The organism is Acinetobacter sp. CFCC 11171, from assembly GCF_003268405.1.
Taxonomy (GTDB): Bacteria; Pseudomonadota; Gammaproteobacteria; order Pseudomonadales; family Moraxellaceae; genus Acinetobacter; species Acinetobacter amyesii.
Genome location: NZ_LQXP01000007.1, coordinates 24,061 through 47,821 on the forward strand (window position 1 = coordinate 24,061; position 23,761 = coordinate 47,821).

Annotated in this window: 18 protein-coding genes and 1 pseudogene; 7 read left to right on the forward strand and 12 right to left on the reverse strand. The window is 37.6% G+C overall.

What is annotated here, in order from left to right; all coding sequences use genetic code 11:
- Positions 1 to 13: 13 nt before the first annotated feature.
- The 3 genes from sdhA to sdhC are packed head-to-tail and all read right to left on the reverse strand — an operon-like array spanning position 14 to position 2,688.
- On the reverse strand, positions 14 to 1,912 hold the full coding sequence (gene sdhA, locus AVJ20_RS05155; RefSeq protein WP_078192991.1) for a succinate dehydrogenase flavoprotein subunit: 1,899 nt from the start codon (positions 1,910 to 1,912) through the stop codon (positions 14 to 16).
- Between the two features lie 12 nt (positions 1,913 to 1,924).
- On the reverse strand, positions 1,925 to 2,290 hold the full coding sequence (gene sdhD, locus AVJ20_RS05160; protein ID WP_078192992.1) for a succinate dehydrogenase, hydrophobic membrane anchor protein: 366 nt from the start codon (positions 2,288 to 2,290) through the stop codon (positions 1,925 to 1,927).
- On the reverse strand, positions 2,290 to 2,688 hold the full coding sequence (gene sdhC, locus AVJ20_RS05165; protein WP_078192993.1) for a succinate dehydrogenase, cytochrome b556 subunit: 399 nt from the start codon (positions 2,686 to 2,688) through the stop codon (positions 2,290 to 2,292). The genes sdhD and sdhC overlap by 1 nt, the downstream gene beginning before the upstream one ends.
- Positions 2,689 to 3,716: 1,028 nt before the next feature.
- On the opposite strand from sdhC, the gene gltA reads away from it, so the two are divergent.
- The gene (gltA, locus tag AVJ20_RS05170) at positions 3,717 to 4,994 is read left to right on the forward strand and encodes a citrate synthase (RefSeq protein WP_078189909.1); all 1,278 of its coding nucleotides are present in this window, start codon (positions 3,717 to 3,719) and stop codon (positions 4,992 to 4,994) included.
- Positions 4,995 to 5,328: 334 nt separating this feature from the next.
- Here gltA and AVJ20_RS05175 read toward each other — a convergent pair whose 3' ends face one another.
- From AVJ20_RS05175 to AVJ20_RS05195, 5 genes are all read right to left on the reverse strand, one after another.
- The gene (locus AVJ20_RS05175; protein WP_416240537.1) at positions 5,329 to 6,969 is read right to left on the reverse strand and encodes a flavin-containing monooxygenase; all 1,641 of its coding nucleotides are present in this window, start codon (positions 6,967 to 6,969) and stop codon (positions 5,329 to 5,331) included.
- On the reverse strand, positions 6,966 to 7,832 hold the full coding sequence (locus AVJ20_RS05180) for an SDR family NAD(P)-dependent oxidoreductase (RefSeq protein ID WP_111884406.1): 867 nt from the start codon (positions 7,830 to 7,832) through the stop codon (positions 6,966 to 6,968). Before AVJ20_RS05180 ends, AVJ20_RS05175 begins: the two co-directional genes overlap by 4 nt.
- Positions 7,833 to 7,844: 12 nt before the next feature.
- The gene (locus AVJ20_RS05185) at positions 7,845 to 8,801 is read right to left on the reverse strand and encodes a metal-dependent hydrolase (RefSeq protein WP_111884407.1); all 957 of its coding nucleotides are present in this window, start codon (positions 8,799 to 8,801) and stop codon (positions 7,845 to 7,847) included.
- Between the two features lie 237 nt (positions 8,802 to 9,038).
- Complete coding sequence (locus AVJ20_RS05190; RefSeq protein ID WP_111884408.1) at positions 9,039 to 10,478, reverse strand: VWA domain-containing protein; 1,440 nt, start codon at positions 10,476 to 10,478, stop codon at positions 9,039 to 9,041.
- Entirely contained in the window at positions 10,466 to 12,058 is a 1,593-nt protein-coding gene (locus AVJ20_RS05195) for an AAA family ATPase (RefSeq protein ID WP_228157162.1), read from the reverse strand. Before AVJ20_RS05195 ends, AVJ20_RS05190 begins: the two co-directional genes overlap by 13 nt.
- 75 nt (positions 12,059 to 12,133) lie before the next feature.
- Here AVJ20_RS05195 and AVJ20_RS05200 point away from each other — a divergent pair.
- From AVJ20_RS05200 to AVJ20_RS05220, 5 genes and pseudogenes are all read left to right on the forward strand, one after another.
- Positions 12,134 to 12,418, forward strand: a pseudogene (locus AVJ20_RS05200) (hypothetical protein); the annotation flags it as partial.
- Positions 12,419 to 12,553: 135 nt separating this feature from the next.
- Positions 12,554 to 14,011 (forward strand): site-specific integrase, encoded by a 1,458-nt coding sequence (locus AVJ20_RS05205; protein ID WP_111884410.1) that lies wholly within the window; start codon positions 12,554 to 12,556, stop codon positions 14,009 to 14,011.
- Complete coding sequence (locus tag AVJ20_RS05210; RefSeq protein ID WP_111884411.1) at positions 14,008 to 15,924, forward strand: hypothetical protein; 1,917 nt, start codon at positions 14,008 to 14,010, stop codon at positions 15,922 to 15,924. The genes AVJ20_RS05205 and AVJ20_RS05210 overlap by 4 nt, the downstream gene beginning before the upstream one ends.
- Positions 15,921 to 17,891, forward strand: a complete 1,971-nt coding sequence (locus tag AVJ20_RS05215) for a hypothetical protein (RefSeq protein WP_064095643.1) — start codon at positions 15,921 to 15,923, stop codon at positions 17,889 to 17,891. The genes AVJ20_RS05210 and AVJ20_RS05215 overlap by 4 nt, the downstream gene beginning before the upstream one ends.
- A gap of 1 nt (position 17,892) precedes the next feature.
- On the forward strand, positions 17,893 to 18,279 hold the full coding sequence (locus AVJ20_RS05220; protein WP_064095644.1) for a hypothetical protein: 387 nt from the start codon (positions 17,893 to 17,895) through the stop codon (positions 18,277 to 18,279).
- Here AVJ20_RS05220 and AVJ20_RS05225 read toward each other — a convergent pair whose 3' ends face one another.
- Both AVJ20_RS05225 and AVJ20_RS05230 read right to left on the reverse strand, forming a co-directional pair.
- Positions 18,280 to 18,792: a hypothetical protein gene (locus AVJ20_RS05225; RefSeq protein WP_064095645.1), complete on the reverse strand. Its 513-nt coding sequence runs from the start codon at positions 18,790 to 18,792 to the stop codon at positions 18,280 to 18,282. It abuts the gene before it with no gap.
- Positions 18,793 to 18,849: 57 nt separating this feature from the next.
- Complete coding sequence (locus AVJ20_RS05230; protein WP_081406341.1) at positions 18,850 to 19,056, reverse strand: helix-turn-helix domain-containing protein; 207 nt, start codon at positions 19,054 to 19,056, stop codon at positions 18,850 to 18,852.
- Between the two features lie 94 nt (positions 19,057 to 19,150).
- On the opposite strand from AVJ20_RS05230, the gene AVJ20_RS05235 reads away from it, so the two are divergent.
- The gene (locus tag AVJ20_RS05235; RefSeq protein ID WP_111884412.1) at positions 19,151 to 19,648 is read left to right on the forward strand and encodes a hypothetical protein; all 498 of its coding nucleotides are present in this window, start codon (positions 19,151 to 19,153) and stop codon (positions 19,646 to 19,648) included.
- Positions 19,649 to 19,722: 74 nt separating this feature from the next.
- Here AVJ20_RS05235 and AVJ20_RS05240 read toward each other — a convergent pair whose 3' ends face one another.
- On the reverse strand, positions 19,723 to 20,463 hold the full coding sequence (locus AVJ20_RS05240; RefSeq protein ID WP_081406342.1) for a M48 family metallopeptidase: 741 nt from the start codon (positions 20,461 to 20,463) through the stop codon (positions 19,723 to 19,725).
- Position 20,464: 1 nt separating this feature from the next.
- Positions 20,465 to 23,746: a type I restriction endonuclease subunit R gene (locus AVJ20_RS05245; protein WP_111884413.1), complete on the reverse strand. Its 3,282-nt coding sequence runs from the start codon at positions 23,744 to 23,746 to the stop codon at positions 20,465 to 20,467.
- Positions 23,747 to 23,761 lie beyond the last annotated feature (15 nt).

The following is a 23,761-nucleotide window of genomic DNA, read 5'->3' on the forward strand; positions in this document are numbered from 1 at the left end:
TTACTTCTCCCAATTAGAATGTACGTGGTTTAGGCGGAATAGCATCTACAGATAAAGGCTTGTAACGTACTGGTTTGTACTCAAGACGGTTATCTACAGAGAACCATAAAGTGTGTTTCATCCACTCATCATCACGACGACCGTATGGGTAGTCAGCATGATCAGGTGGTAATTCAAAATCTACCACTGTATGCGCACCACGACATTCTTTACGTGCAGCCGCAGAAATCAGTGTCGCTTTCGCAACTTCATACAGGTTTTCAACTTCTAGAGCTTCAACACGCGCTGTGTTAAATACTTTAGATTTGTCTTTCAAGTGAATGTTACGTACACGTGGTTCGAGCGCAAGAATCTGTTTCACACCCTCTTCAAGAAGTGCAGATGTACGGAATACACCAGCGTGATCTTGAACGATGTCACGGATTGCATCTGCAACTTCTTGAGCATTTTCACCAGAAGTTGATTCATCAAGATGACGAACACGATTCAAAGTTTTTTCAAGAACAGTTGTAGGAAGCGGTGCATATTCATCACCGTGGTGTTTAGTTACATAGTCAACAATATGTTCACCAGCAGCTTTACCAAATACAACCAAGTCAAGTAATGAGTTTGTACCTAGACGGTTAGCACCGTGTACAGATACACATGAACATTCACCAATTGCATAGAAACCTTTCACTGGTTTAGTGAAATCACGGTCACCCGCATTGTGTGAGTACACACCAGTTTCTTTATTGTAGTTCGCAACCAAAGCTTCAGTTTCACGAGATACAGGAACAACCACTTGACCATGAATATTTGTAGGAATACCACCCATTTGGTAATGGATTGTAGGTACTACAGGAATTGGCTCTTTAGTGATGTCAACGTTCGCGAATTTCTTACCAATCTCAAATACAGATGGAAGACGTTTCATGATTGTTTCAGCACCAAGATGCGTCATATCAAGCAAGATGTAGTCTTTCTTAGGACCACAGCCACGACCTTCTTTAATTTCTTGGTCCATTGAACGTGATACGAAGTCACGAGGTGCCAAGTCTTTCAGTGTCGGAGCATAACGTTCCATGAACGGCTCACCAGCATCGTTACGAAGGATCGCACCTTCACCACGACAACCTTCTGTCAACAATACGCCTGCGCCCGCAACACCTGTTGGGTGGAATTGCCAGAATTCCATATCTTGTAATGGAATACCTGCACGAGCTGCCATACCAAGACCGTCACCAGTGTTGATATAAGCGTTAGTAGATGCACGGTAAACACGACCAGCACCACCAGTAGCGAACAATGTTGCTTTACCTTGGAATACTGCAATTTTACCTGTTTCTTGGTCAATTGCTGTCACACCAAGCACATCACCCTCTTCATTACGGATCAAATCAAGTGCGATCCATTCAACGAAGAATTGAGTACCCATTTTCACGTTGCTTTGATAAAGCGTATGAAGAAGAGCATGACCTGTACGGTCGGCAGCAGCACATGCACGTGGAACTGGTTTTTCACCATAGTTCGCAGCATGACCACCAAACGGACGTTGGTAAATTGTACCGTCAGCATTACGGTCAAATGGCATACCTAGGTGTTCAAGCTCATATACAACTTGAGGCGCTTCACGAGTCATAAACTCAATTGCGTCTTGGTCACCTAACCAGTCAGAACCTTTAACTGTATCGTAGAAGTGGTAGTGCCAGTTATCTTCTTGCATGTTACCAAGAGATGCACCAATACCACCCTGCGCCGCAACAGTGTGTGAACGAGTTGGGAATACTTTAGTCAGTACAGCAACTTTCAAACCAGCTTGAGCAAGTTGGTAAGAAGCACGCATACCTGAACCACCACCACCAACGATGACTGCATCGAAAGTTAGGTGTGGAATATTTGTGTAATCTTCTTTAGGGGTTATAGCGCCCATGATATTTTCCTATCAATTTGCCCAAAAAATCTGGATCGCCCAGATCGCGTATGCAAATACTGCAACAATCACTGCAGAAGTCAGCACTAAACGCAGACCGTTTGCTGAAGGACCCATTTGACGAGTAGTCACATAGTCAGTGAATACTTGCCACATACCAATCCAAGCATGCGCAACAAGAGATAAGACAGACAATAAAGACATAATCTTCATTGGTGTTGTCATCATAAAGCCATACCATTGCTCAAAAGTGAATCCGCTATTGCAAAGGATCCAGCCCAGTACAACAATAGTATAAACAGCCAATACAACGGCACTTACACGCTGGATAAACCAATCGCGAGAACCTGATCCTGTTAAACCTGTAGCACTTTTCATTAGAGAACAATCCATACAAATGCTGCAACAATACCGATTGCAGACAAGATCAATGAAATAGTAGCTGCGATACGACCACTTTGAAGTTCTTCAGCAACGCCAAGATCTGCAAATAGATGCTTGATACCACCAATAAGGTGATAAATTAAGCCGGCTACAAATACCCATACGACAAAACGCACAATAAAGCTATCAAACACAGCTTGAACTTGCGCAAAACCTTCAGGTGAAGATAAAGATTTGTCTAAAATCCAAAGAAGGACCGGTACGAGTAAAAATACGATAACACCTGATAGACGGTGTAAAATTGATGCAATAGCCACAGGGGATTTTAAGTTTACGTCTAAAACTTGACCCATGGACAAATTGACAGGTCTGTTGCTTTTCACAGCGGGCATCCTGTAAGTAAAAACTCCATCCGGAGTTTGTTGGAATTAATTCGTAGGAAAGCTAGCATAGTCAGACATTACAATATAATAAACTCTGCAGCTGTCTGATCTTATAAACGACAGGGAATTATAAAACGTGAACTTTCAAAACACAAACGAAGACAATTAGGAATTTTGCAAAATATCCTTAAATAAGAATCATTAACAATAACTTCTCTAAAAACAAATACCTTATTCATCTAAGAAAATCATACTATGTTATTGGTTTTAATCAGTTAAATGTAAGTTTCACTTATTGTTTTTGTGTGTATATGGCGATTTAAACTTTTAGACTAAAGATGAACAAATCTAAATCTTTCTTTTCCCACTACATTTTAAAATCTTCCAACACATTCGCCAAGCCATAATCATAAAAATAAATGTGCATTATTTTCTCAAATGATAAAACTGAAAGATCATGAAACGAAATAAGTACTTAGTCTGTGCATAAAAATCTCAGCAACAGCAAATCTGTTTAATAAAACTCCATTTTTTACCTTTCCAATGACAAAAATGTTCATTTATTGATCTTTTAAAGGCGTTTAATTAACTATTTTTTAACCAAACGAACTTTTTTTTTAAGTACGATTAAGTCGTTTTAATTATGAATAAGAAAAAAGCAATTTAGAGCCACAGATGTGTGTAAGTTACGAAAATTATAATAATTTAATGAAATAGCGGTCTTGTAATTCATATTTGTTTCAGAGTTTTTGAGAATTAAAAATTGCTTACAATTAAGGCAATAGGCTTTTTTTAATCTGCACCTCCCCTGCAAATTGACTTATTATACTGCGTCGGCACTGTGATTTTACTCATTTTTTAAGCGTATGAATTGTGCTTCATTTCAAGGAATGATCCTCAATTTATATCCATAAGTATAATTGACAAAATTTCAGTTCCCTCTAATCTTAGAGCAAATTTTTGATCTGTCTGATTCTCGCATTAAAAGATTAGTACTGAGTCAGATAAAACATTCACCAGGACAGGAGATCTATTGAATGTCTGAAGCAACTGGCAAAAAAGCCGTTTTACAGCTTGATGGCAAAGAAATTGACTTACCAATTTACAGTGGCACTCTAGGCCCAGATGTAATTGACGTTAAAGATGTGTTGGCCGCAGGTCACTTTACTTTTGATCCTGGTTTTGTCTCAACGGCTGCTTGTGAATCTAAAATCACTTTCATTGACGGCGGTAAAGGTGTTCTTCTACACCGTGGCTACCCAATCGACCAGCTTGCTACTAAAGCAGACTACTTAGAAACTTGCTACCTTCTTTTGAACGGCGAGCTTCCTACTGCTGAACAAAAACAAGAATTCGATGCTAAAGTTCGTAACCACACTATGGTTCACGATCAAGTTGGCCGTTTCTTCAATGGTTTCCGTCGTGACGCTCACCCTATGGCGATCATGTGTGGTGTTGTTGGTGCGCTTTCTGCGTTCTATCACAACGGTTTCGATGTTGAAAACATTGACCACCGCGAAATCACTGCTATTCGCTTAATCGCTAAAGTTCCTACTTTAGCTGCTTGGACTTACAAATACACAGTAGGCCAACCATTCGTTTACCCACGTAACGACTTAAGCTACGCAGAAAACTTCTTGTACATGATGTTTGCTACTCCTGCAGACCGTGATTACAAAGTTGACCCTATTCTTGCTAAAGCAATGGACCGTATCTTCACGCTTCATGCTGACCACGAACAAAACGCGTCTACTTCTACAGTACGTCTTGCTGGTTCTACTGGCGCTAACCCATACGCATGTATCGCTGCGGGTATCGCGGCTCTATGGGGACCTGCTCACGGCGGCGCGAACGAAGCTGTTCTTAAGATGCTTGATGAAATCGGCACTGTAGAAAACGTTGCTCCGTTCATGGAAAAAGTGAAAACTAAAGAAGTTAAACTTATGGGCTTCGGTCACCGAGTTTACAAAAACTTCGATCCACGTGCGAAAGTAATGAAAGAGACTTGTGACGAAGTGTTAACTGCACTTGGTATCAACGATCCACAACTTGCTTTGGCTATGGAACTTGAACGTATTGCGCTTTCTGACGAATACTTCATCAAACGTAACCTATACCCTAACGTAGACTTCTACTCAGGTATCATCCTTAAAGCGATTGGTATCCCAACAGAAATGTTTACTGTAATCTTCGCTCTTGCACGTACTGTTGGTTGGATCAGCCACTGGTTAGAAATGCACAGCGCACCTTACAAAATCGGTCGTCCTCGTCAGCTTTACACTGGCGAAACTCAACGCGATATCCAAGGTCGTTAATTCGAAAGAATTGTGCGAATCTAAAAACCGTCCCTTTGGGGCGGTTTTTTTATGCAGCTAGAATTATTTTGCGCTATTGAACAGCCCCATCTGACTGAATTTTCCAACTCAATCATTAGATAAAACGATGCATCACAAGCTATAAAGTATGGTGTATATTGCTGAATGTATTTTAAATCGCCATTTTCTAGAAAATCTCACACTGTTTCATCAGATAGCGTCATAAAAAAAGCCTAATTCCACGTAGAAATTAGGCTGTAAACAAAAGGTTTAAATATTGATGATGCTTTATTTTGGCTTATTGAGTTAAATAACTTTTATTAAGCAACCTTCTCTAAGCAACCGTCTCATAGTCTGCCAAGTCTACCTGTTTAAGACGCTGCTTTAACTGTTTCAGTGACCACGGCCAAGCTGCAAAATTGCGCCCATTGGCATCTAAGTAATAACTCTTACAACCGCCACTATTAAAGACTGTAGTCTGTAAATGCGTCTGTACTTTTGCATTGTGATAGGCCAATACATTTGGCTTAATTTCAAGCCGTTGTATCTTCTCTTGTTTCATTTTTACCAAGGCATCGACGATATACCCAACCTGTGCTTCTGCAATCCCAATGAATGAGTCATAAACCAAAATATTTGGCCCGAGCACCAAGAAGGCATTAGGTACTTGCGCGATACTGGTACCCAAAAATGCTTCAGGAGAGCTGTTTTTCCAAAGTTCTGACAATAATTCCCCTTTGGCATTTTTTACACGTTGTCCAATCGGCGGATGAGAAACTTCAAAACCTGTGCCCCAAATAATGACATCGACTTCATGACGTTCACCATTCGCAGCAATAACAGTATTACCGTCTATTTCAACTAAACCATGTGGTACAAGTTCGACATTGGCTTGCTGCAAAGCAGGATAATAGTTATTGGCAAATAAAAGACGCTTACAACCAATAGAAAAGTTTGGTGTAACTTTTTCACGTAATTCAGCATCTTGAATTTGTGTTTTTAACAACTGACGACCCAAATAATTCACAGGCTCTAAAAGCGAAGGATTACGTAGTCCTAAATTAATACCATTTAATATACCGGCCACACTTTTGCGCCAAGTTTCTTGTACTGTTGGAAAGCGGGTAATGATGCCTTTCGCACGGTCATTCAGTGGCAAATCTGCTTTTGGCAATACCCATGGTGCGGTACGTTGAAACACCACCACACTTTTGGCAATAGGTTGAATCTGAGGAATAAACTGAATCGCAGATGCCCCCGTACCAATCACCGCAATACGTTTATCTTTTAAGTCATAGGCATGGTTCCATCGCGCAGAATGGAACATTTCACCTTCAAAGCTTTCAATACCTTTAATTTTTGGAATTTGAGGTTCAGTAATCGGCCCAGTGGAAAAAATTACCATTCTCGCCGCATACTTACCTTTGCTCGTCTCCAATTGCCATTGCTTTAATTCCTCATTCCATTCCGCTGCAATCAATTCACAGTTGAACTGAATGTTATGATAAAGCCCATGCTGCTCTGCCACATCCTCTAAGTAGTTCAGAATCTCAGGTTGCTTGGCAAATAAATGACTCCATTTATGACTCGGCGCAAATGAAAAAGAATACAACGCCGAAGGAACATCACATCCACAACCTGGATAGGTGTTGTCGCGCCATGTTCCTCCCACGCGATTGGCTTTTTCTAAAACCACATAATCGGTATAACCCCGTCCATTCATTTGATGAGCAGCAGCTAAACCTGATATCCCCGCACCAATCACGATGGTATCGTAGACACGCACTTGATTTTCTACGCTTGGTTTTTCTAGGCTAGGCTCTAGCTCTGATTGGTCTTGTACTGCTTTTTTTGCTTTGGCAGAAGACGTTACAGGACGACGTACATTAGTTTGCGTTGTTGCCTTTTTAGTTTGAGTTTTCTCTTGATCTAATGCTTTTACATCTTCGTCATGTAATTGTGTCGGCATATTCATGCTTTTGCTCCCGACTTTTTAATATAGTTGTTAAATAAGGGATAACCCACCCCCAATAAGCGGGTATAGGTTTGCGGGGATAGACGCTTTAACCACCAAAATAATTTGGCATCAGGTTGCGGAATGGTATACAACTTCCCTGCATCTAAATTATTCAATGTCAAATCGACGACATCGTGGCTCGTCGTAAATGCATGATTCATCAGCAGTTGATCAGCCAAGCCTGAATATCGATTGGGCAAGCGTCCATTTTTCATGATATTAGTCGGCACCAAAGTTGGGCATAGTACATTCACACGGATATTTGCCGATCTAAGCTCTGCCGATAAAGTTTCAGACAATGCCAACACACTCGACTTCGTCACGTTATATGCTGTCATTTCCGGTGCAGCGGTATATGCCGCAGCAGAAGCAACATTAATAATCGCGCCCCCCTGCTTATTTTGTTTCAACTTGGGTACAAAATAATGGCAGCCATGCACCACACCCCACAAATTGACATGCATACACCACTGCCAGTCGTCTAAACTCAGTTCATCAAATTTACCACCCAGCCCGACGCCTGCATTATTGATCACCAAGGTCACAGCATGCCCCATCAACTGCTCAGCTTGCTCTGACAGTGCTTTAACTTCTTCAGCCTTACCTACATCACACTGCACTGCATAAGCATTTGATGAGGTCATGGATTGAATTTGATCAACCGTTTCTTGCGCTGCTTCTAGATGAATATCGGCACAGACCACTGTCCCACCACGACGTGCCAACTCCAAAGCAAAGCTTCTTCCTATACCACTGCCTGCACCAGTAACCACCGCGTAGGCGTTTTCACTTGGCTTATTCTTTTTTCCAAATAGACCCATGGTTTTGTCCTTTTATCGTTTTAATGCTGGGGTAAATTCTTTGACAAAATAAGGTGTTAACACACCATCAACAGGGTTCAGCAATCGCTTTTTGTAATATTCAAGAAATGCAGAAGTGTCATGATCATTTGGGTGAAAACTTGGTCGTAAATAATCAAAAATATGCCCGAGGCTGCTGCCATAAACACCATCTCTTAGACCAAAAATCAGTTGGAAACTGCGCGGAACATCTTTCCAGTAGCTTAGGCTAATCAAATTTGATGGCTTTCTGTAGAAAGGGACAATCGATGCACCAATTGAAATCAAACCCAAAATGGTAATTAATGCAGGGAAAAAGCCAGCAATACGTAAAGCATAATTACCTGATAATTCTTGATAAACATCATAGGCAATGTCTTTGTGTTCAGACTCTTCCAACATATGCCACATCCAAATGGCGCGCTGCTTTTCATCTATTGAATTAAAAAAGATTTCTTCATGATTCATCATGTATTCCGCAAGCACTGCGGTGAAATGCTCAATTGCTGCCATTAAGGATAACTTCATTGGCTGTGGCATACGTTCAAAACCATAGGCAAAGACGTAGTGTTCTAACTTTCTAAAAAATTGCACAGGCAGATTTCTTGCACGATACGCCTCATTCATTTCTTCATGCATACGTGAATGAATAGCCTCTTGCCCAATCAACGACGTGACACGTTGTCTTAATACAGGATCTTGAATAAAGTCGCGATGATATCGAGCAGTATCAATCACCAAATCTTCGCCACGGGTTAAGAAAATAGATAAAGAAGCAAAATAGGCACTGGCCAATTCTGCATTCATATAAAATTTTGGATCAATTTTTTCTGGTTCAAAATCAAATTTCATATGACGAATAGGAACAACGGCAGACTGTTTTGTTGGGTCAAAGACAGGGCCTGCAAATACGCGTGCTAAAGTTTTTTTTATCGGTTGAAAAGCGCTCATGATTTTGCTCTCAATTTGGGTGTTTCCCCTTCATTGACTTCATGTCGATTGAAGTAAAAACACATAGATTGAGGATCAAATTAAGTGAGATAGATCACTAGGCCATTAGCAAAACCGACCTCTCAATTTGCAAAAATGCTCAAATATTTTCTTTGTCAGACAATCTTTAAAACATCGGTGTTGTATGGCTCAAAAGCTTGTCATTAAAGGTCATGGCGTATTTTGATTGAGTGATGATTATTGGATTTTTTGCACTTCACCGGTCGCAGATTGATACACCCATTGATGATCAAACAGGCTGTCGTCTAAATGATCCAGTTTAAAATTACCGATAGCAACAGCATAGAATCCATTGCCCTGCTGCTTCAAATGTGTGATCTCTTGCATGAGTTCTTCAGTCAGTTGACCCATTATAAAGTCGGAAATCACCACCACATCGGCATGTACAAAATTCGGTTGTTTCAGCATGTCCACGGCATGATTCATCGCAGGGATAATATCGGTTCCCCCATGAAATGACTGCCCTAAAAAGTGAATAACATCATCCAAAGCGCTGTTACGCTGTAAATTCAGCGCGGTTAAATTGGTCGAGAAATTCACCAAATACATCGCTCGCTTTTCTTTTAGCGCTCGAATAGATAAATACAAACAAATCGCTTTGGAAATCAGTTCAGGTTGCCCATTCATTGAGCCACTGGTATCTAAGCAGACAATCATCGGGCCTTTTTGTCCGACTCGACGCTGTGTATGGCGTGGGTCTTCGATCACCCGTCCCTGTTGCTGACCTTGTCGATTAAAACTCATCAGGTTAGATTCTAAATATTTCAAATCAAATAAAACCTGCAAGTCTGGATCGGCTAATAGCGCCAACTCGCTAGGTAAAGCCATACTGATTTCTTGTGCCAATTTAATTCCAGTAATTTCCTCTTGCGCCATCGGGGTGTGAATAAGCTGCTGTGGCTCTTGTTCTAACTGAGCAGAAATCCGCTTACGTGGTATATTCGGCTGTGCGCTTCCGATCATTTGACATAAACGTTTAAGCGCCCGATCATGCTCGAGATAATTCGCCCATTGCTCAAAGTTCTGTACATCGTGCTCTGTTAATTGTCCTTTGGAATAGTCCAGAAAAATCCCTGTTTCAAACCCAACACTGTCATGGTGCTTAACCATTTTCGACAATGTCGCGAGAAAATCTTTGATTTCATCTAAAAAGGCATCTCGTTGTAGACGGAGTTGCTCAAACTCCCAATGTGCAATAGCTTCGGTCAATTTGCGCTGCCATTTGCCTTTGAATAGCTCAATTTGTAATTGACGCTGCTGCTCGGTCAGCAACGACTGTTGGCTCTGTTGCCACATTTCAGTGAATTCTGGAATCCCCAAGGTTTGCCTGAAGGCGGCATATTCAGTGTGGAATTGAACAAAATCACCCTGTTCCCAATGCTTTAACGCAAGCCAATGTTCCAATTGTTGCTGTACCACTGCATAGGGATGCTGCTGATCTAAACTCGACTTTGCCTGAAAGGCCCATTCCTGAATTTTTTGATCGAGCTTTTTTGCAACTTTATGATCATCCAACCAATGTTTTAAGCTGGATTGTTTTAATTCATCATAAAGTTGCGAACTTAATTCATCGAGCGCCGATTGGGTTTGTTGTCGTGTCGGTTTTAATTGCGACATAACTGTTCCAAGCGCTCACAATCTTGCAACTGCAATTGATATCTTGCCAATTGCTGCTCAATAGATTGAAATAAATGTTGAATATCCTGTTCAGTGACAAAGACCGATTTAAACTGATGCTTTTGGCTGTTAAAGCGTTCCGTCAACAGATCCAATTCTGTTTGAAAATGTGCTTTGATCTGTTGAACTTCGTGTAACAGCTCATATTGGCTTTGTGCTGAAAGAGAGCTGCGTGGACTACCTTTGGTATGTTTTATATACGGTGTCACCACTTCTTCTAAGCCGTAATAACCACCTTTTAACGTACATACTCTTGAACCATTAAAATTACATACGATGCCACGCACTTCTTCACCAGTATCATCTAAGGCAAAGAAGTCCTTTTTCGTATCCATTTTATCCAGTTCGAGATACAACACTTTATCTTTATAGTGTCGATCTAGATTGGTCACTGCACGTAAGTAGTCAGTGCCATGAATTAAATAACTCTCATAGACATCATCGGTATAATAAAAATGATTGAGCACCCGCTGTTCAAGTGCATCCTTCTCTGCCACATGCTGTTCGAACTGCAACCCATAATTTAAGCCATTTTCAGCCAATACTTCATCTATCTGCTGTGAAACAAAACCAATGTCTTCAGGCTGATTCCATAAGCAATGTTTTAAAATTAATAAATCACTCAAAATCACCGATGAACGATCATTTAAAAATGCACAGGCTTTGACTAAATAAGCCACACGTTGCCAACGACGGTCAGAGACATAGACCACGTGATCTTCAAAGTTATGATTGAGTCGATTTTTAAGTTGATCAAACAGATTTAAAATCGATTCGGGTAATTCCACCTGATAAATCTGTTCCCGCCAATCTTGTAACTCTGCTTTTGTTATTTTTAAAGTTGCATCGACTTCAACACTGACTTGACTCGGTTTGGCCTCTAATAGTGCATGGAAGTTTTCTGCAATAGCAATCGGCGGCACTTCTAAACGCAAAATAAAACGATCATACAATGCATCTAGACCTTGATTTGGTTCGGGAATTTCATTCGATGCACTAACCAAAACATTCAATGGAACTTTTTGGACAATGTCACCATTTTTAAAACTCCGCTCATTCACCAAGGTCAGTAAAGTATTTAAAATCGCTGGACTGGCTTTCCAAATTTCATCTAAAAAAGCAAAATCTGCCCGTGGTAAATAATGTTCTGTTTTACGTATATATTGATCTTCTTTTAAAGCTTTGATCGATACCGGTCCAAAAATTTCTTCCGGCGTACTGAAACGATTCATTAAATATTCAAAATAGTCATGGACTTCAAAAGCAGAAGCAATTCGACGCGAAATCAAACTTTTTGCTGTACCGGGCAAACCATATAAAAAGGTATTCATACCAGCAACACCAGCCAACAAACTCAAAGCAATAATCTGCTCACGTTCATACATATTTTTGCTGATTTCAGAAATTAAAGTATTGATCCGTGCTTGCATCTGACTATCTGTTTGACCGAAAACTAAATTGTAACGCCCTAACCGATTTTTCGCTGTAGCAGATGCAAAAATATCGCTCTTTAAATACATCGCATCAGCGTGATATTGTATTTTCAGGTTATAGTAAATATGTACATTCCTTTAGAGCTTTAGACACCTTTCATCATGTTGCCCTTTTTTCACACACTCATTCGACTATTAAAACTTGAAGGTTTTAAATATCGATCCCTCACGGCAGGTGAAATATCCATGTGTCGCAGTGTGTTTGGTGATTTGATTCAATATGAGCAAGTGAAAGTGATGAATCATCCTTTTCTGCCTTGGCAATCGGCGCATGTGGTCATGGCGCCTCAGGGGGATATCCATGCACGAAATTTACTGTTTAAAGCGGACTATGCCAAAGCATCTTTAGGATATCGCGCCCTGTTTATTCATGAGATGGTATCTATAAGTTTTAAATAAAATGACAACAAATATAAGTTTAATAAAAAATGGACAAACCCTGTTTCAATTTAAGATATTTATTTAACTAAGATTTTTTTGTAAGGTTTAAGGCAACTTCTATAAAAAGACTTTGGCTTCAATATGACAAACAAGGCTAGAAAAATAACCTTATCTAAATTTGCTCAGACAAAAGTTGTGCAACCTTCACATTTTGAAGCAACAGAAATAACCCTACCAACACAAACCAAATACCACGTTGCGCATATAACACAAAACTCTTTTGAATATGATCCAACTTATGGAACACGAGAAACTAAGTCACCTGTTCAATTTAATTTATATCCTCTAGTTGTTGATAGTTATGGAGTGCCTTGGGCTGAAGCTAATATTTACATCTTAGATAGAATAAAAAATAGTCTTAATGTAGTTATGGCAACCTATTCAAATATAGCTAGTGATTTAGTCGCATTTAGGCAATTTTTAGATGATACAAATGTGAATTGGGTTACTTTCGATAAAAACAAATTATATAGACCTACATATCGCTATAGAGCATATCTACGAACAATGATTGAAGCTGAAAAAATCAGCTTTTCCACTGCCCGTAGAAGAATGAGTACTGTAATCTCATTTTATCGTTGGTTAAAAAACGAAGACTTACTGAAGCCTGAATTTCCTATGTGGAAAGAATCAGATCGTTTTATAGATTTAAAAAATGATTTTGGTTCAACTTTTACAAAAAAAATCAAGTCAACAGATGTCTCTATCAAAGTCACTAAATCAAATAATCCATATGCTGAAACCATTAATGATGGTGGACTACTTCGACCATTGTCCAAAGATGAACAAATTCACTTACTAGAGGCCCTATCTGCATTAAAGAACACTGAAATGCTTTTAATCCACCTCTTAGGGTTGGCAAGTGGTGCACGAATTCAGACTATTCTCACTATGAGATTGCATCATGTATTTACCAATATGGAGGGTTTAGAATTAAAGGAAATCAGAATTCCTGCAGGACCTAGCACAGGCATTGACACAAAAAATGATAAGAAAATAGTTTTGCATATTCCTCTTTGGCTCTACCAAAAACTACATATCTATTCACAAAGTGAAAATGCTCAGGTACGAAGAAAAAAATCACTGTTGGGTGATTCAGATGATCAATATTTATTTTTAAGTAATCGCGGTACACCCTATTATCAGTCTAAAGCGGAGATTAAACACTTTCATGAAAATTTTGCACTTCATCATGCTAAGAATGGACAAACTGTGAGGCAATTTATAAATGATAAAGTAATTCCATATATTCAAAATCAATTGAACAATCCAAAATTTAAATATCGCTTTCATGATTTAAGAGCTACTTTTGGCATGAATCTAACAGATGAACAGCTAGAATATGTTGCTAGAGGACAAATAAGTCTTCACCAAGCTCGTGAATTTGTCAGAGTTAGAATGTGCCATGAATCCTCAGCAACGACAGACTTATATCTACAATACCGACAAAATTTAAAACATATTAGACAAGTGTCAGACTCATATAATGATCACCTATTTAAGATTGTTACCTCACTTGACTTGGATCAGAAATTATGAATTTAGAGCGAAGAATGATACAAGTCTATGATTTACCAATTCATTCTAATATTACAATTCTTCGCCCTGAACAAGTGGTGGTGAAATTTCCTCTGGGTAAGACCATTGATATAGGTGCATTGTGCTATTTAATTCGACAACCTACAGCCAAATCACATTTAGGTGTTAAAAGAATTTCAAATGAAGGAAGACTTGTACAGATAGATTCTGTGTATGAACCTCGCAAGGATGATGTACGCCGACTTATAACTTTTATTTCAGAACATATTATCCATAGTGGAAAACGTATTGAAACTATTAGAGATATGATCTCACGTTCAGTAGCCTTTGTATTTTGGGCTGATCAGAATAAATTTTATGATCTATTAAATAAAAAAGAAATAGCTAAACTAGCATTAATTCAGTACACCCAATATTTAAAAGAAAAAGTCTCAAGAGACGAGATCACAATAAATAGTGCTTCAAGACAACAAAGTTCAGTTATTACATTCTTATGTGATTTTTTTGAAGATGATGAATTTGCCATTGGTGTGAACATAATTCGAATAAACCAAAAACTCAAGAAAAGCACACAACCTCCAAGTGAAGATTCACAGGCAAAAGTCTTATCATTGTGTGAAAATATTTTTGATGGAATAGTCTCTTTTATCCTTGAGCATAAACAATATCCACATGAACTCAACATGCCCACATATTTAAATTTCCCAAACAATAAGCTTTGGATTTTCCCTGCAGAGTCATGGTTTATTCATCCTCTTAAATCATTAGACAAACGTAATACTTGTTTAGGTTATAACTACCAATTAGGAATATTAAACACAATTGAACAAATTGATAAATTAAGACTAAAACCCATTATAAATCAAAGAAACACTTACCATCTTTTAAAAAATGCAGAAAATAATTTAATTGCGGCTAATCAAAATTTTAGGCATAGCCAAAGAATACACATTGGAACTATTGCGCTGAATGCTTTTATTATTTTATTTACTGCACAAACAGGAATGAATTGGTCACAAATACTCAATTTGCAATGGGATAATGAATTTCATATATCTAGCACTCATCAATTATTCAGAACAATAAAATGGAGAGCTGCAGGTAAAGAGTGCAGTTTTGAAATACCTGTAGGATTTATGCCTAGATTCAAAAATTTCATTAGATTAAGGAATTATCTTTTAAATAATCAAAAGTTTGAATATTTGTTTTTTACTGCTGGTGAACGAGGTTTAGGCACCCCGAAACAAGTTAAATCATTTACTTTGCATGGTATTTACTCAGCAATTAAGCGAATTGATCCTCTGTTACCCACAATTCAATCAAGAGAATGGCGTGCAGCAAAAAGTGATTGGCTTGTGCGAAATACTGACATTTCAACAACAGCACTAATTTTACAAAATACAGAAAAAACAGTTTTATCTTCTTATATTGCAGGTTCTGAAAGTGCACATTGGGAAGAGATATCAAACTTTCTACATAACATATCTAAAGTTATTCTTTCGCCTAATCACGATCAAAAGCACTTATTACAGAGTGCTATTGGTAAATGCTCCTCCTTTGGAAACCCTGTAATTCCACAGGAAAACGACTCAATAAACACACCTAATTGTATTAATCCCGAAGGTTGCTTATTTTGTCAGAATTATAGAATACACGTAGATGAAACTGATATTCGAAAATTATTAAGTTGTAGGTATTGTATTGAAAAAACAGCACATTTAATAGGAAACTTGGAAGAACAAGATTTAATAACAAAACCAATTTTTGAAAGAATTAATTTAATTATAACCCATGTTAAAAAAAACAATGAACCGCTTGTAAACAAAATTATGTCTGAAGTTGAAGAAGGGGAACTTGACATTTATTGGGCAAGAAAACTTGAAATGTTTATGGAGTTAGATTGGATAATATGACTATTTTAAATCTAGATGCAAAATTAACATTTCCTTCACATCATATTCCACCTGATTCCTTCAATATATTGAATGATAGTTTACCATCGGATGATTTTGTTGTAAGTAGATCACCCACAGGAGCTATAATTTCATTATATGGAGACATTGTTTGGGACTTCACCATTTACCACCCCGATGGCAAGCCAAGTCCGTTATTATTCAGCTATTGGGATCAAGGTGAATTAACCCCTAATAGACAGGAATTAATCAAAGAAATTAAACATATTTTCTTTATATTAATTTGGCTAAGAGATAAAAGCCCGTTAAGTTTTGGGACATTAAGAAATTATCTAACTATTACTCGTGATATTGCAAAATTTGCAGAACGTAAACACACCACGTTAAAAGAAGTCATCGGCAATAATAAATTATTTTTAGAATTCGTTCGATCTCAGAACTCAGGATGGTTTATAGAAACACTTTCATCGCTTTTATTATTACTAATTGCTAGTAGTTATCAAAATCTTGCAATCAAGATAATTGAACCAGAAATAATAAGACAACTGCAAAAACAGAACAAACAGTACAGAGCATCTTTAAATCAACATGCCCCTATTCCTACCAGAATCTATTCTGAAATTTTAAAAAATTGGACATGTTATTTAGAGGAGTGGGAAAAAGTATCAAATGAATTAATGCAATTAATTTTGGAATGTTATGAATATAAACTAAGTTGTTCAGCTAAAAGAGCTTATTTTCATTCAATTTTGGATAATGTATCTGAACCATTAAAAAACTTCGTTAATGAACATACTGGACAATTCACAATAAAGCAAATCTCTAGCTTAGTTACAGCAACGCAGTGTATTTGTAAACTTGTAATTCAAGCTTTTTCTGGTATGCGAGACGAAGAGGCACAAACTATCCCTTATCAATGTATTAAAGAGGTGATCTCGAACTCACAAAAACATTATTTGATAATTGGTAGAACAACTAAGTTAAACCAGGGAAATGCCAAGACCACCCAATGGATAACAAGTATTGAGGGTTTAAAAGCCGTCAGAATTGCTCAAAAAATTGCTGATCATATTTACCAAATTCTTGATGAACAAGGAATTCAAAAAAGCACAGATATTTTTCAGTATCCCCTGTTTATTTCAGCGAGTTACTTTGGATTTTCAAGTAAACCGATTGAGTCAACAATTAAACAATATCGCATTGGAACTCTATACAGTAAACAAGTAGTTGATAAACTGATACCCCAAATAAGATTGGCTGATGTTGAAGAACTTGAACAAATTGATCCTCACAGAGCATGGAGATCAGAAGAGATTTTTCTTATTGGGCAATATTGGCCTTTTACTACTCATCAATTACGTCGTTCATTAGCACTTTATGCTCAAAGATCAGGTCTTGTATCTTTACCCTCTCTACGAAGGCAGTTACAACATATCACCAATGAAATGACCAGTTATTATGCTAAAGGTTCTACATCTGCAAAAAATCTAATAAATGACGATAAAAGTCATTTTGCAAATGAATGGCAACAGACCCAATTAGAATCTAACTCATTGGGGTATATTTTTAACGTTTTAATGTCTAATACCCCTTTATATGGTGGTCATATACATTGGATGGAAAATACGCTTAAAAATGAAGAAGGAATGATAATATTTGACCGCAAGCAAACATTACAACGTTTCAGAAAAGGCGACATTTCCTATAAAGAAACAATCATGGGCGGCTGTACCAAAGTTGGAGCTTGTAATTTTACAGCGACTAATTGGCTTCAAATTAATTGCTTAAAAGATAATTGTAGACACTTAATTGTCAGCCTACCTAAGCTAGAAAAAGTCATTACAGCACAAGAAAAAATGATTAACTTTTTAGATATAACCTCGCTAGAATATCGAACTGAAGTATCACATTTACAAATACTTAAAGAAACAAAGCATAAAATTATTGAACTTAAGGGTGCAGAATAGAATGTCAGAAGCTCTTATTGAATATTTTGAAGCACTTGAACGACTGAAAGTAAATAAGCCTATTCGTATAGATATTGGAACGAAAATTTCTAACGATTCTGTAGCTTTAGAAGCTGGTCGTAGTAAAGGAGCAATCAAGAAATCAAGATTAATATTTGCAGATCTAATTGTAGCAATTGACAGTGCGGCAAAAGAACAAAATATAACGCCTCTTGATCAACGTAAGCTTTTAAAAATACAAGAAGAATTGAAAACTGTCCGTGAAGACTTAGAAAAAGCATTGGGAAGAGAAATTTCGTTACTTTATGAAAATTATCAACTCAAAAAACAACTCAACGCCTTAAATGGAAGCAATATCATACCAATCCGTCAATCCGATCATGATTAATTAGCTTCGAATGATAATATTAGGGATTTTTTCAAAAAAAATGTCGCGCGCAATATCACCTTGTTGCTCAATATTATATTGCTCAAACCGTTTTCCATTGATCAATTTGTATTTATATGGATCATACATCTTAAAACTAAGATAATAAGCACTCTGTAAAATAAAGCCTTTAACTACTACATTCGTATGCTTTTGATATTGAAGTACATGGGTGAGCTCATGAATAAATACACCTTGCATAACAATTGAACATTTTGAATAGTCTTTAGCGAAAACCTGCTGGCTTACAAATAACCTGCCATTTGGAGCCATCAATATGTCTTTAGGTTGCCAAGGTAAATAAGGAATATTAAAAATTTTTACTTCATTATAATTGATGAGGTCATTAAATACTTTTTTTGCAATTTCCACTTCGCCATCAGTAAGCCCTCTATATTCAAAATCCTGTATTTTCAAAATCTTATATAAAAAAAACCACAATTTATAGATATTTTCTTTAAAAAGATTCTTCATGATATTAGTTTAAATTTAAATAGTTAAGGGAAGAATACATATTTACTGAATAGTATTTCAAGGTAAAAAAATTTTGGGATCAGTATCTAGAGCTGAAGCAATTTCATACAGTTTTTTAATCGTTATATTTACTTCCCCTCTTTCAATTCTTCCTAAATAGCTTCGATCTATACCACATTGTAATGCCAAGTTTTCTTGACTTATTTTTTTTGATTCCCGAGTAAAGCGTATTAATTGACCAATTGATACCGCTAAATCATTCATAAATAATCGATAGTTCAAAAAATAGAACTATCAAATTTTGATGTTTATAAGTCCACGGCTTATAATCCTCATTGCTTCAATTTAGGGTTTTCTAATGTCAAATCGCCTTTTACCATTCTATTCAAAATTTTTTAATACTTTTGAAAAACACACTATTGAGAAATGGGAAGCAAAAGATTTCATTTTAAACGTTTTAGATGAGCACCTTCGCACAACACAAAATAAGCAACGGATCTATCAAGGTATCAATGTGCTTGTTAATTGTGGATATTTAAAAAAAGTTATAAACCCTCGGAAAAAGAATACATACCTTTATTCAGAAGCAGAAAGACTGAGTGATTATCGAAGTACCAAAAAACAAGAAAATATAGCGAAAGCTTTAAGTGAAAAAATGGATTTTGTACAAGAAAGTATCGTGAAAAAAAACTTTGAGGTGGATTTTATAAATGGGCTAAAAGATGAGTACCCCAAAATAGCGAGCCAACTAGATATTATTGAGCAAGAACATATTGATAGCTTGAATAACTTAACAACACAACAAAATGTTATTAAAAGCCTCATGAGCCGTTTCAGTATCAATGAAGAAATTTAATAACATGACGAAGTATCTTTGAAAAACGGGTAACTGTCAGATCAGTTCTGAGCTAGTACATTTCATTATATACATTAACTAAATAGCCTAGCTGCCATATTATCTAATCGTACTTTCACTATCTCCCAATCAGGCATAACTTGACTTAGAAGTTGATAGAAACGCTCGCTATGATTATGTTCAACCAAATGACAAAGTTCATGCAAAATCACATAATCAATGCAAATTGCGGGCGCTTTAACTAGATGCGGGTTCAGTGTAAGAAGACCTGATGGTGAACAGTTCCCCCACTGTGTGCGCATTGTCATGAGTCGAATATCAGGCTTAGCTTCAACCCATAAGGCTTTTTCAAGAATCTGCCTCAATCGTACTTCAAATATGACTTTTGCTCGAGATCTGTACCATTCATTTAAATGAGATTTAATACTTTCAATATCCGTATCTAAGGTATTTAGCTCCAATCTTCCCCTCAGAAGTTTTACACCATTTGGCTTGGTATCATCTTGAATCACTTTCAATTGATACTGTTTACCCAAATAAAAGTGGCTTTCACCACTTTTATATTGGCGAGGCGTGATAAATTTGCTTTGTTCACGAAACTCTCGTAATTGCTTATAGATCCAACGACTACGTTGCTTTACCGCTTCAATGATTGTTTTATCATCTGTATTTAACGGTGTTGATACAACTACCCGACAATCAGCATAGACTTTAATCAGTATTTTTTGAGAACGACTAGAACTTTCAAGCACCTCAAAATCGATAACTTCATCACCATATACAATGCTTAACTTTTTCTCTGGCAGCGTATTCATCCTAGAGCCCATTCAAACCGACCCGAGTAATTTGTACGATCATTTCCACAATTTTTTTGGCTTGATCCATACCACTCCCAATGGATTTACATTCACGGAACATCTGAGGTAATAGTTTTTTACGGATATCCGCTTCAATATTTTGTGGATTAATTGAGTTTTCAGCTACAGAGCTCATGACAGAACGATCAACCTCGAAAGCAAGCTCAATCCACTTATCTTGATTCTGTTGATCTGTTATCGAGAATGCTTCAGGTAATAGTTTCTTGAAGACACCATAATAAGCTTGAGCATGCTTATTACCACTGAACACATCAGGAATTTCATCTAAACGACGAGCTTCTACTTGCTCTTCAAACTCTCTAAACAGCATGTGTTGCTTCAATGGGTGATCGAATTCTTTCTCTGCATCCTCAATGACTTGACGTAACAGCTTAGAGAAAGCCTCCTGAGCATAAGGATCATCACGCAATTGCTGCTCAATCATCTTCGTTACACGAGTTTTGATGATATCCGTTTCATTACGTGTTTTCTCTTCACTCCAATCTTCAGGCTGAGCTATTTTACCCATCTTGCCGACTTCATAAACCCCATCAGGGTCCTTAACTTCAATGCCCACAACATGCTTATCAATCAGTTTTTTAACTTGCTCAGAATACTGATCGTAGTCAATAGTCTCTCCAGCATCTCGTTTCACAATTTGACGCAAGCTTGTAAATAGTTTGACTGTTTCTTTGTAGTGCTGACGATCTGTATCAGAAAAGCTTTTATCTTCAAAGAAGGTTGCTGACTGCAATGCAACTTTTAAGCAACTTGCAAATTCTGTAAGTGCTTCATAAAAATCATCGCGAACTTTTAAGTGAATATCGACTAACTCACCCTCACGTTCTTCAATACGAGGGACTAAAACTTGGCGTAACTGCTCTGGATCATTTTTATTTTTAACATCAGCAAAAATTGCCCAAAGTGCTTTATACAAACGAGGTAATCGTTTGTATTCGGAACTCATTTGCGTATATAAACCTGTAAGATCACTAATATCATAGCCACCTTGGGTACGGGCAGCGAGATCTTGGTAATCAAGAATTGTGGCGTCCAATTCTTTTAAAATACCTCGATAGTCGATCAATAAACCAAACTTTTTCATCGGATGAAGCCGGTTTACACGCGCAATTGCTTGGATCAAATTGTGCTGTTTTAAATTTTTATCAATATAAAGAACAGCATTTTTAGGTTCATCAAAACCTGTTAAGAGCTTATCCACCACAATCAGCAATTTAAGCGAATCATCTTTTTCAAAACGCTCAATCACTTGTTTGGTATAGGCTTGCTCATCCTGAGTGCCGACATTCTCCTTCCACCATTGGGTCACTTCAGGGGTAGTCGATTCATCAACATCAGTATTACCTTCACGACTATCAGGTGGACTCATCACCACAGCAGACTCAAACAAGCCTGCTTCATCCAAGTACTTTTTATACTTAATCGCTGAAGCCTTGCTATCACAAGCAAGCTGTCCTTTTAAACCATCATCAATATTTTTCACAAAGTGATTGGCAATATCTAACGCAATCAGACGAATACGATCGTCCGCAGTATAGATCTCACCTTTTCTCGCAAATTTACGTTTTAAATCTGCTTTTTGTTGATCGTTTAAACCTTCTGTTATCCGTTCAAACCACGTATCAATCGCTCGTTCATTGACATCTAAATCAGGGATTCGTTCTTCATAGAGCAAAGGCGTTACAGTTTTATCTTCTACCGCTCTTTGCATAGTATACGCATGAACGATAGGACCAAACTTATTAACGGTCTTTTCATCTTTAAGTAATGGCGTACCTGTAAATGCCACGAATGCCGCATTTGGCAGTGCGAGTTTCATACGTACATGGTTTTCACCACCTTGGCTTCGATGCCCTTCATCAATCAGGACAATGAAGTCTGAACTCGTGTTAACACATTCAGGAAGCTTGGTTGCAGAATTAAACTTCTGAATCAAAGAGAACATGATTCGTTCTGTACCCTTACCAATTTGTTCAGCCAAGCGTTTGCCTGAAGTCGCCATGGCATTTTGCTTGTCTTTTTTTCCTGCCAGTTCACCACCTGATACAAAGGTTTTACTCAGTTGATCTTCTAAATCAACACGGTCAGTGACAACCAAGATACGGCATTGTTTTAAAGATTCATGCAAGATCAAGGCTTTACTGAGAAAGACCATCGTAAAAGATTTACCTGAGCCTGTTGTATGCCAAATGACACCACCTTCGCGTCCACCTTTGCTGTTCTTCGTACTAATACGCTCAATGAGGCGTTTGATACCAAAGATTTGCTGATAACGGGCAACAATTTTTCCTGCTTTCTTATCGAAAAGAGTATATAGGCGAACAATTTCGAGTAGTCGTTCAGGCTTTAATAGACTAATCAGCAGTTGATCTTGACCTGTAACAGCTAAGTCTCCACCTGAAATTAAATTTTCATACCAATTTAAGTCATCGACTGGACGATAAGAAAATAGGCTCTGTTTTTGTGAAGAACTTAATTTTTTATTTTTAAGCGCATACATCTCTGCATCAGAAATATCTTCTTCTCGCCATGCTGCCCAAAATTTTGCAGGGGTATTACATGTGCCGTAACGGCCTTCATATCCATTAATAGAGAGTAGCAGTTGGCTATACGCAAACAGATGAGGAATTTCATCAGGTCGCTGATTACGAAGCGTTTGAGAAATCCCTTCATTAATCGTTGGACCTTTCTTTGCCTGACTATCAGGGCGTTTTGCTTCAATCACAACTAAAGGGATACCATTTACAAAGCAAATGATATCGGGTCTACGTGTATCTACACCACCTGAGCGTGTGACAGCAAATTCTTCAGTGTATGAAAAGTCGTTGTTATGAATGTTATGCCAATCAATCAATGGAATCGTAGGGCTAACTTTTTTCCCGTTTACAAATTCAGTTACAGGAATGCCGTAGAACAAATGGTCATACATTTTTTCGTTGGCGGTCAGTAGCCCTTCATTCAAAGCAGGACTACATATTTCAGCAATTAAGTTATCAACTGATTTTGGCGATAGTGGATATTCTTGACCCGCAAATGGAAAAGTACGTTTCGAAAGTTCTTTACGCAGGATTTGGCGTAATACCACTTGGTCTTGTTTTCCATCACGGGCAACGAGTGCCTGTGATGGGGATAAGAATGACCATCCTAAGTTAGTCAACAAGGTTAGAGCAGGAATCTTTCCACTATATTCTTCTTGAAACCTTGGATTATAAATATTCACGCATTCACCCTAAAA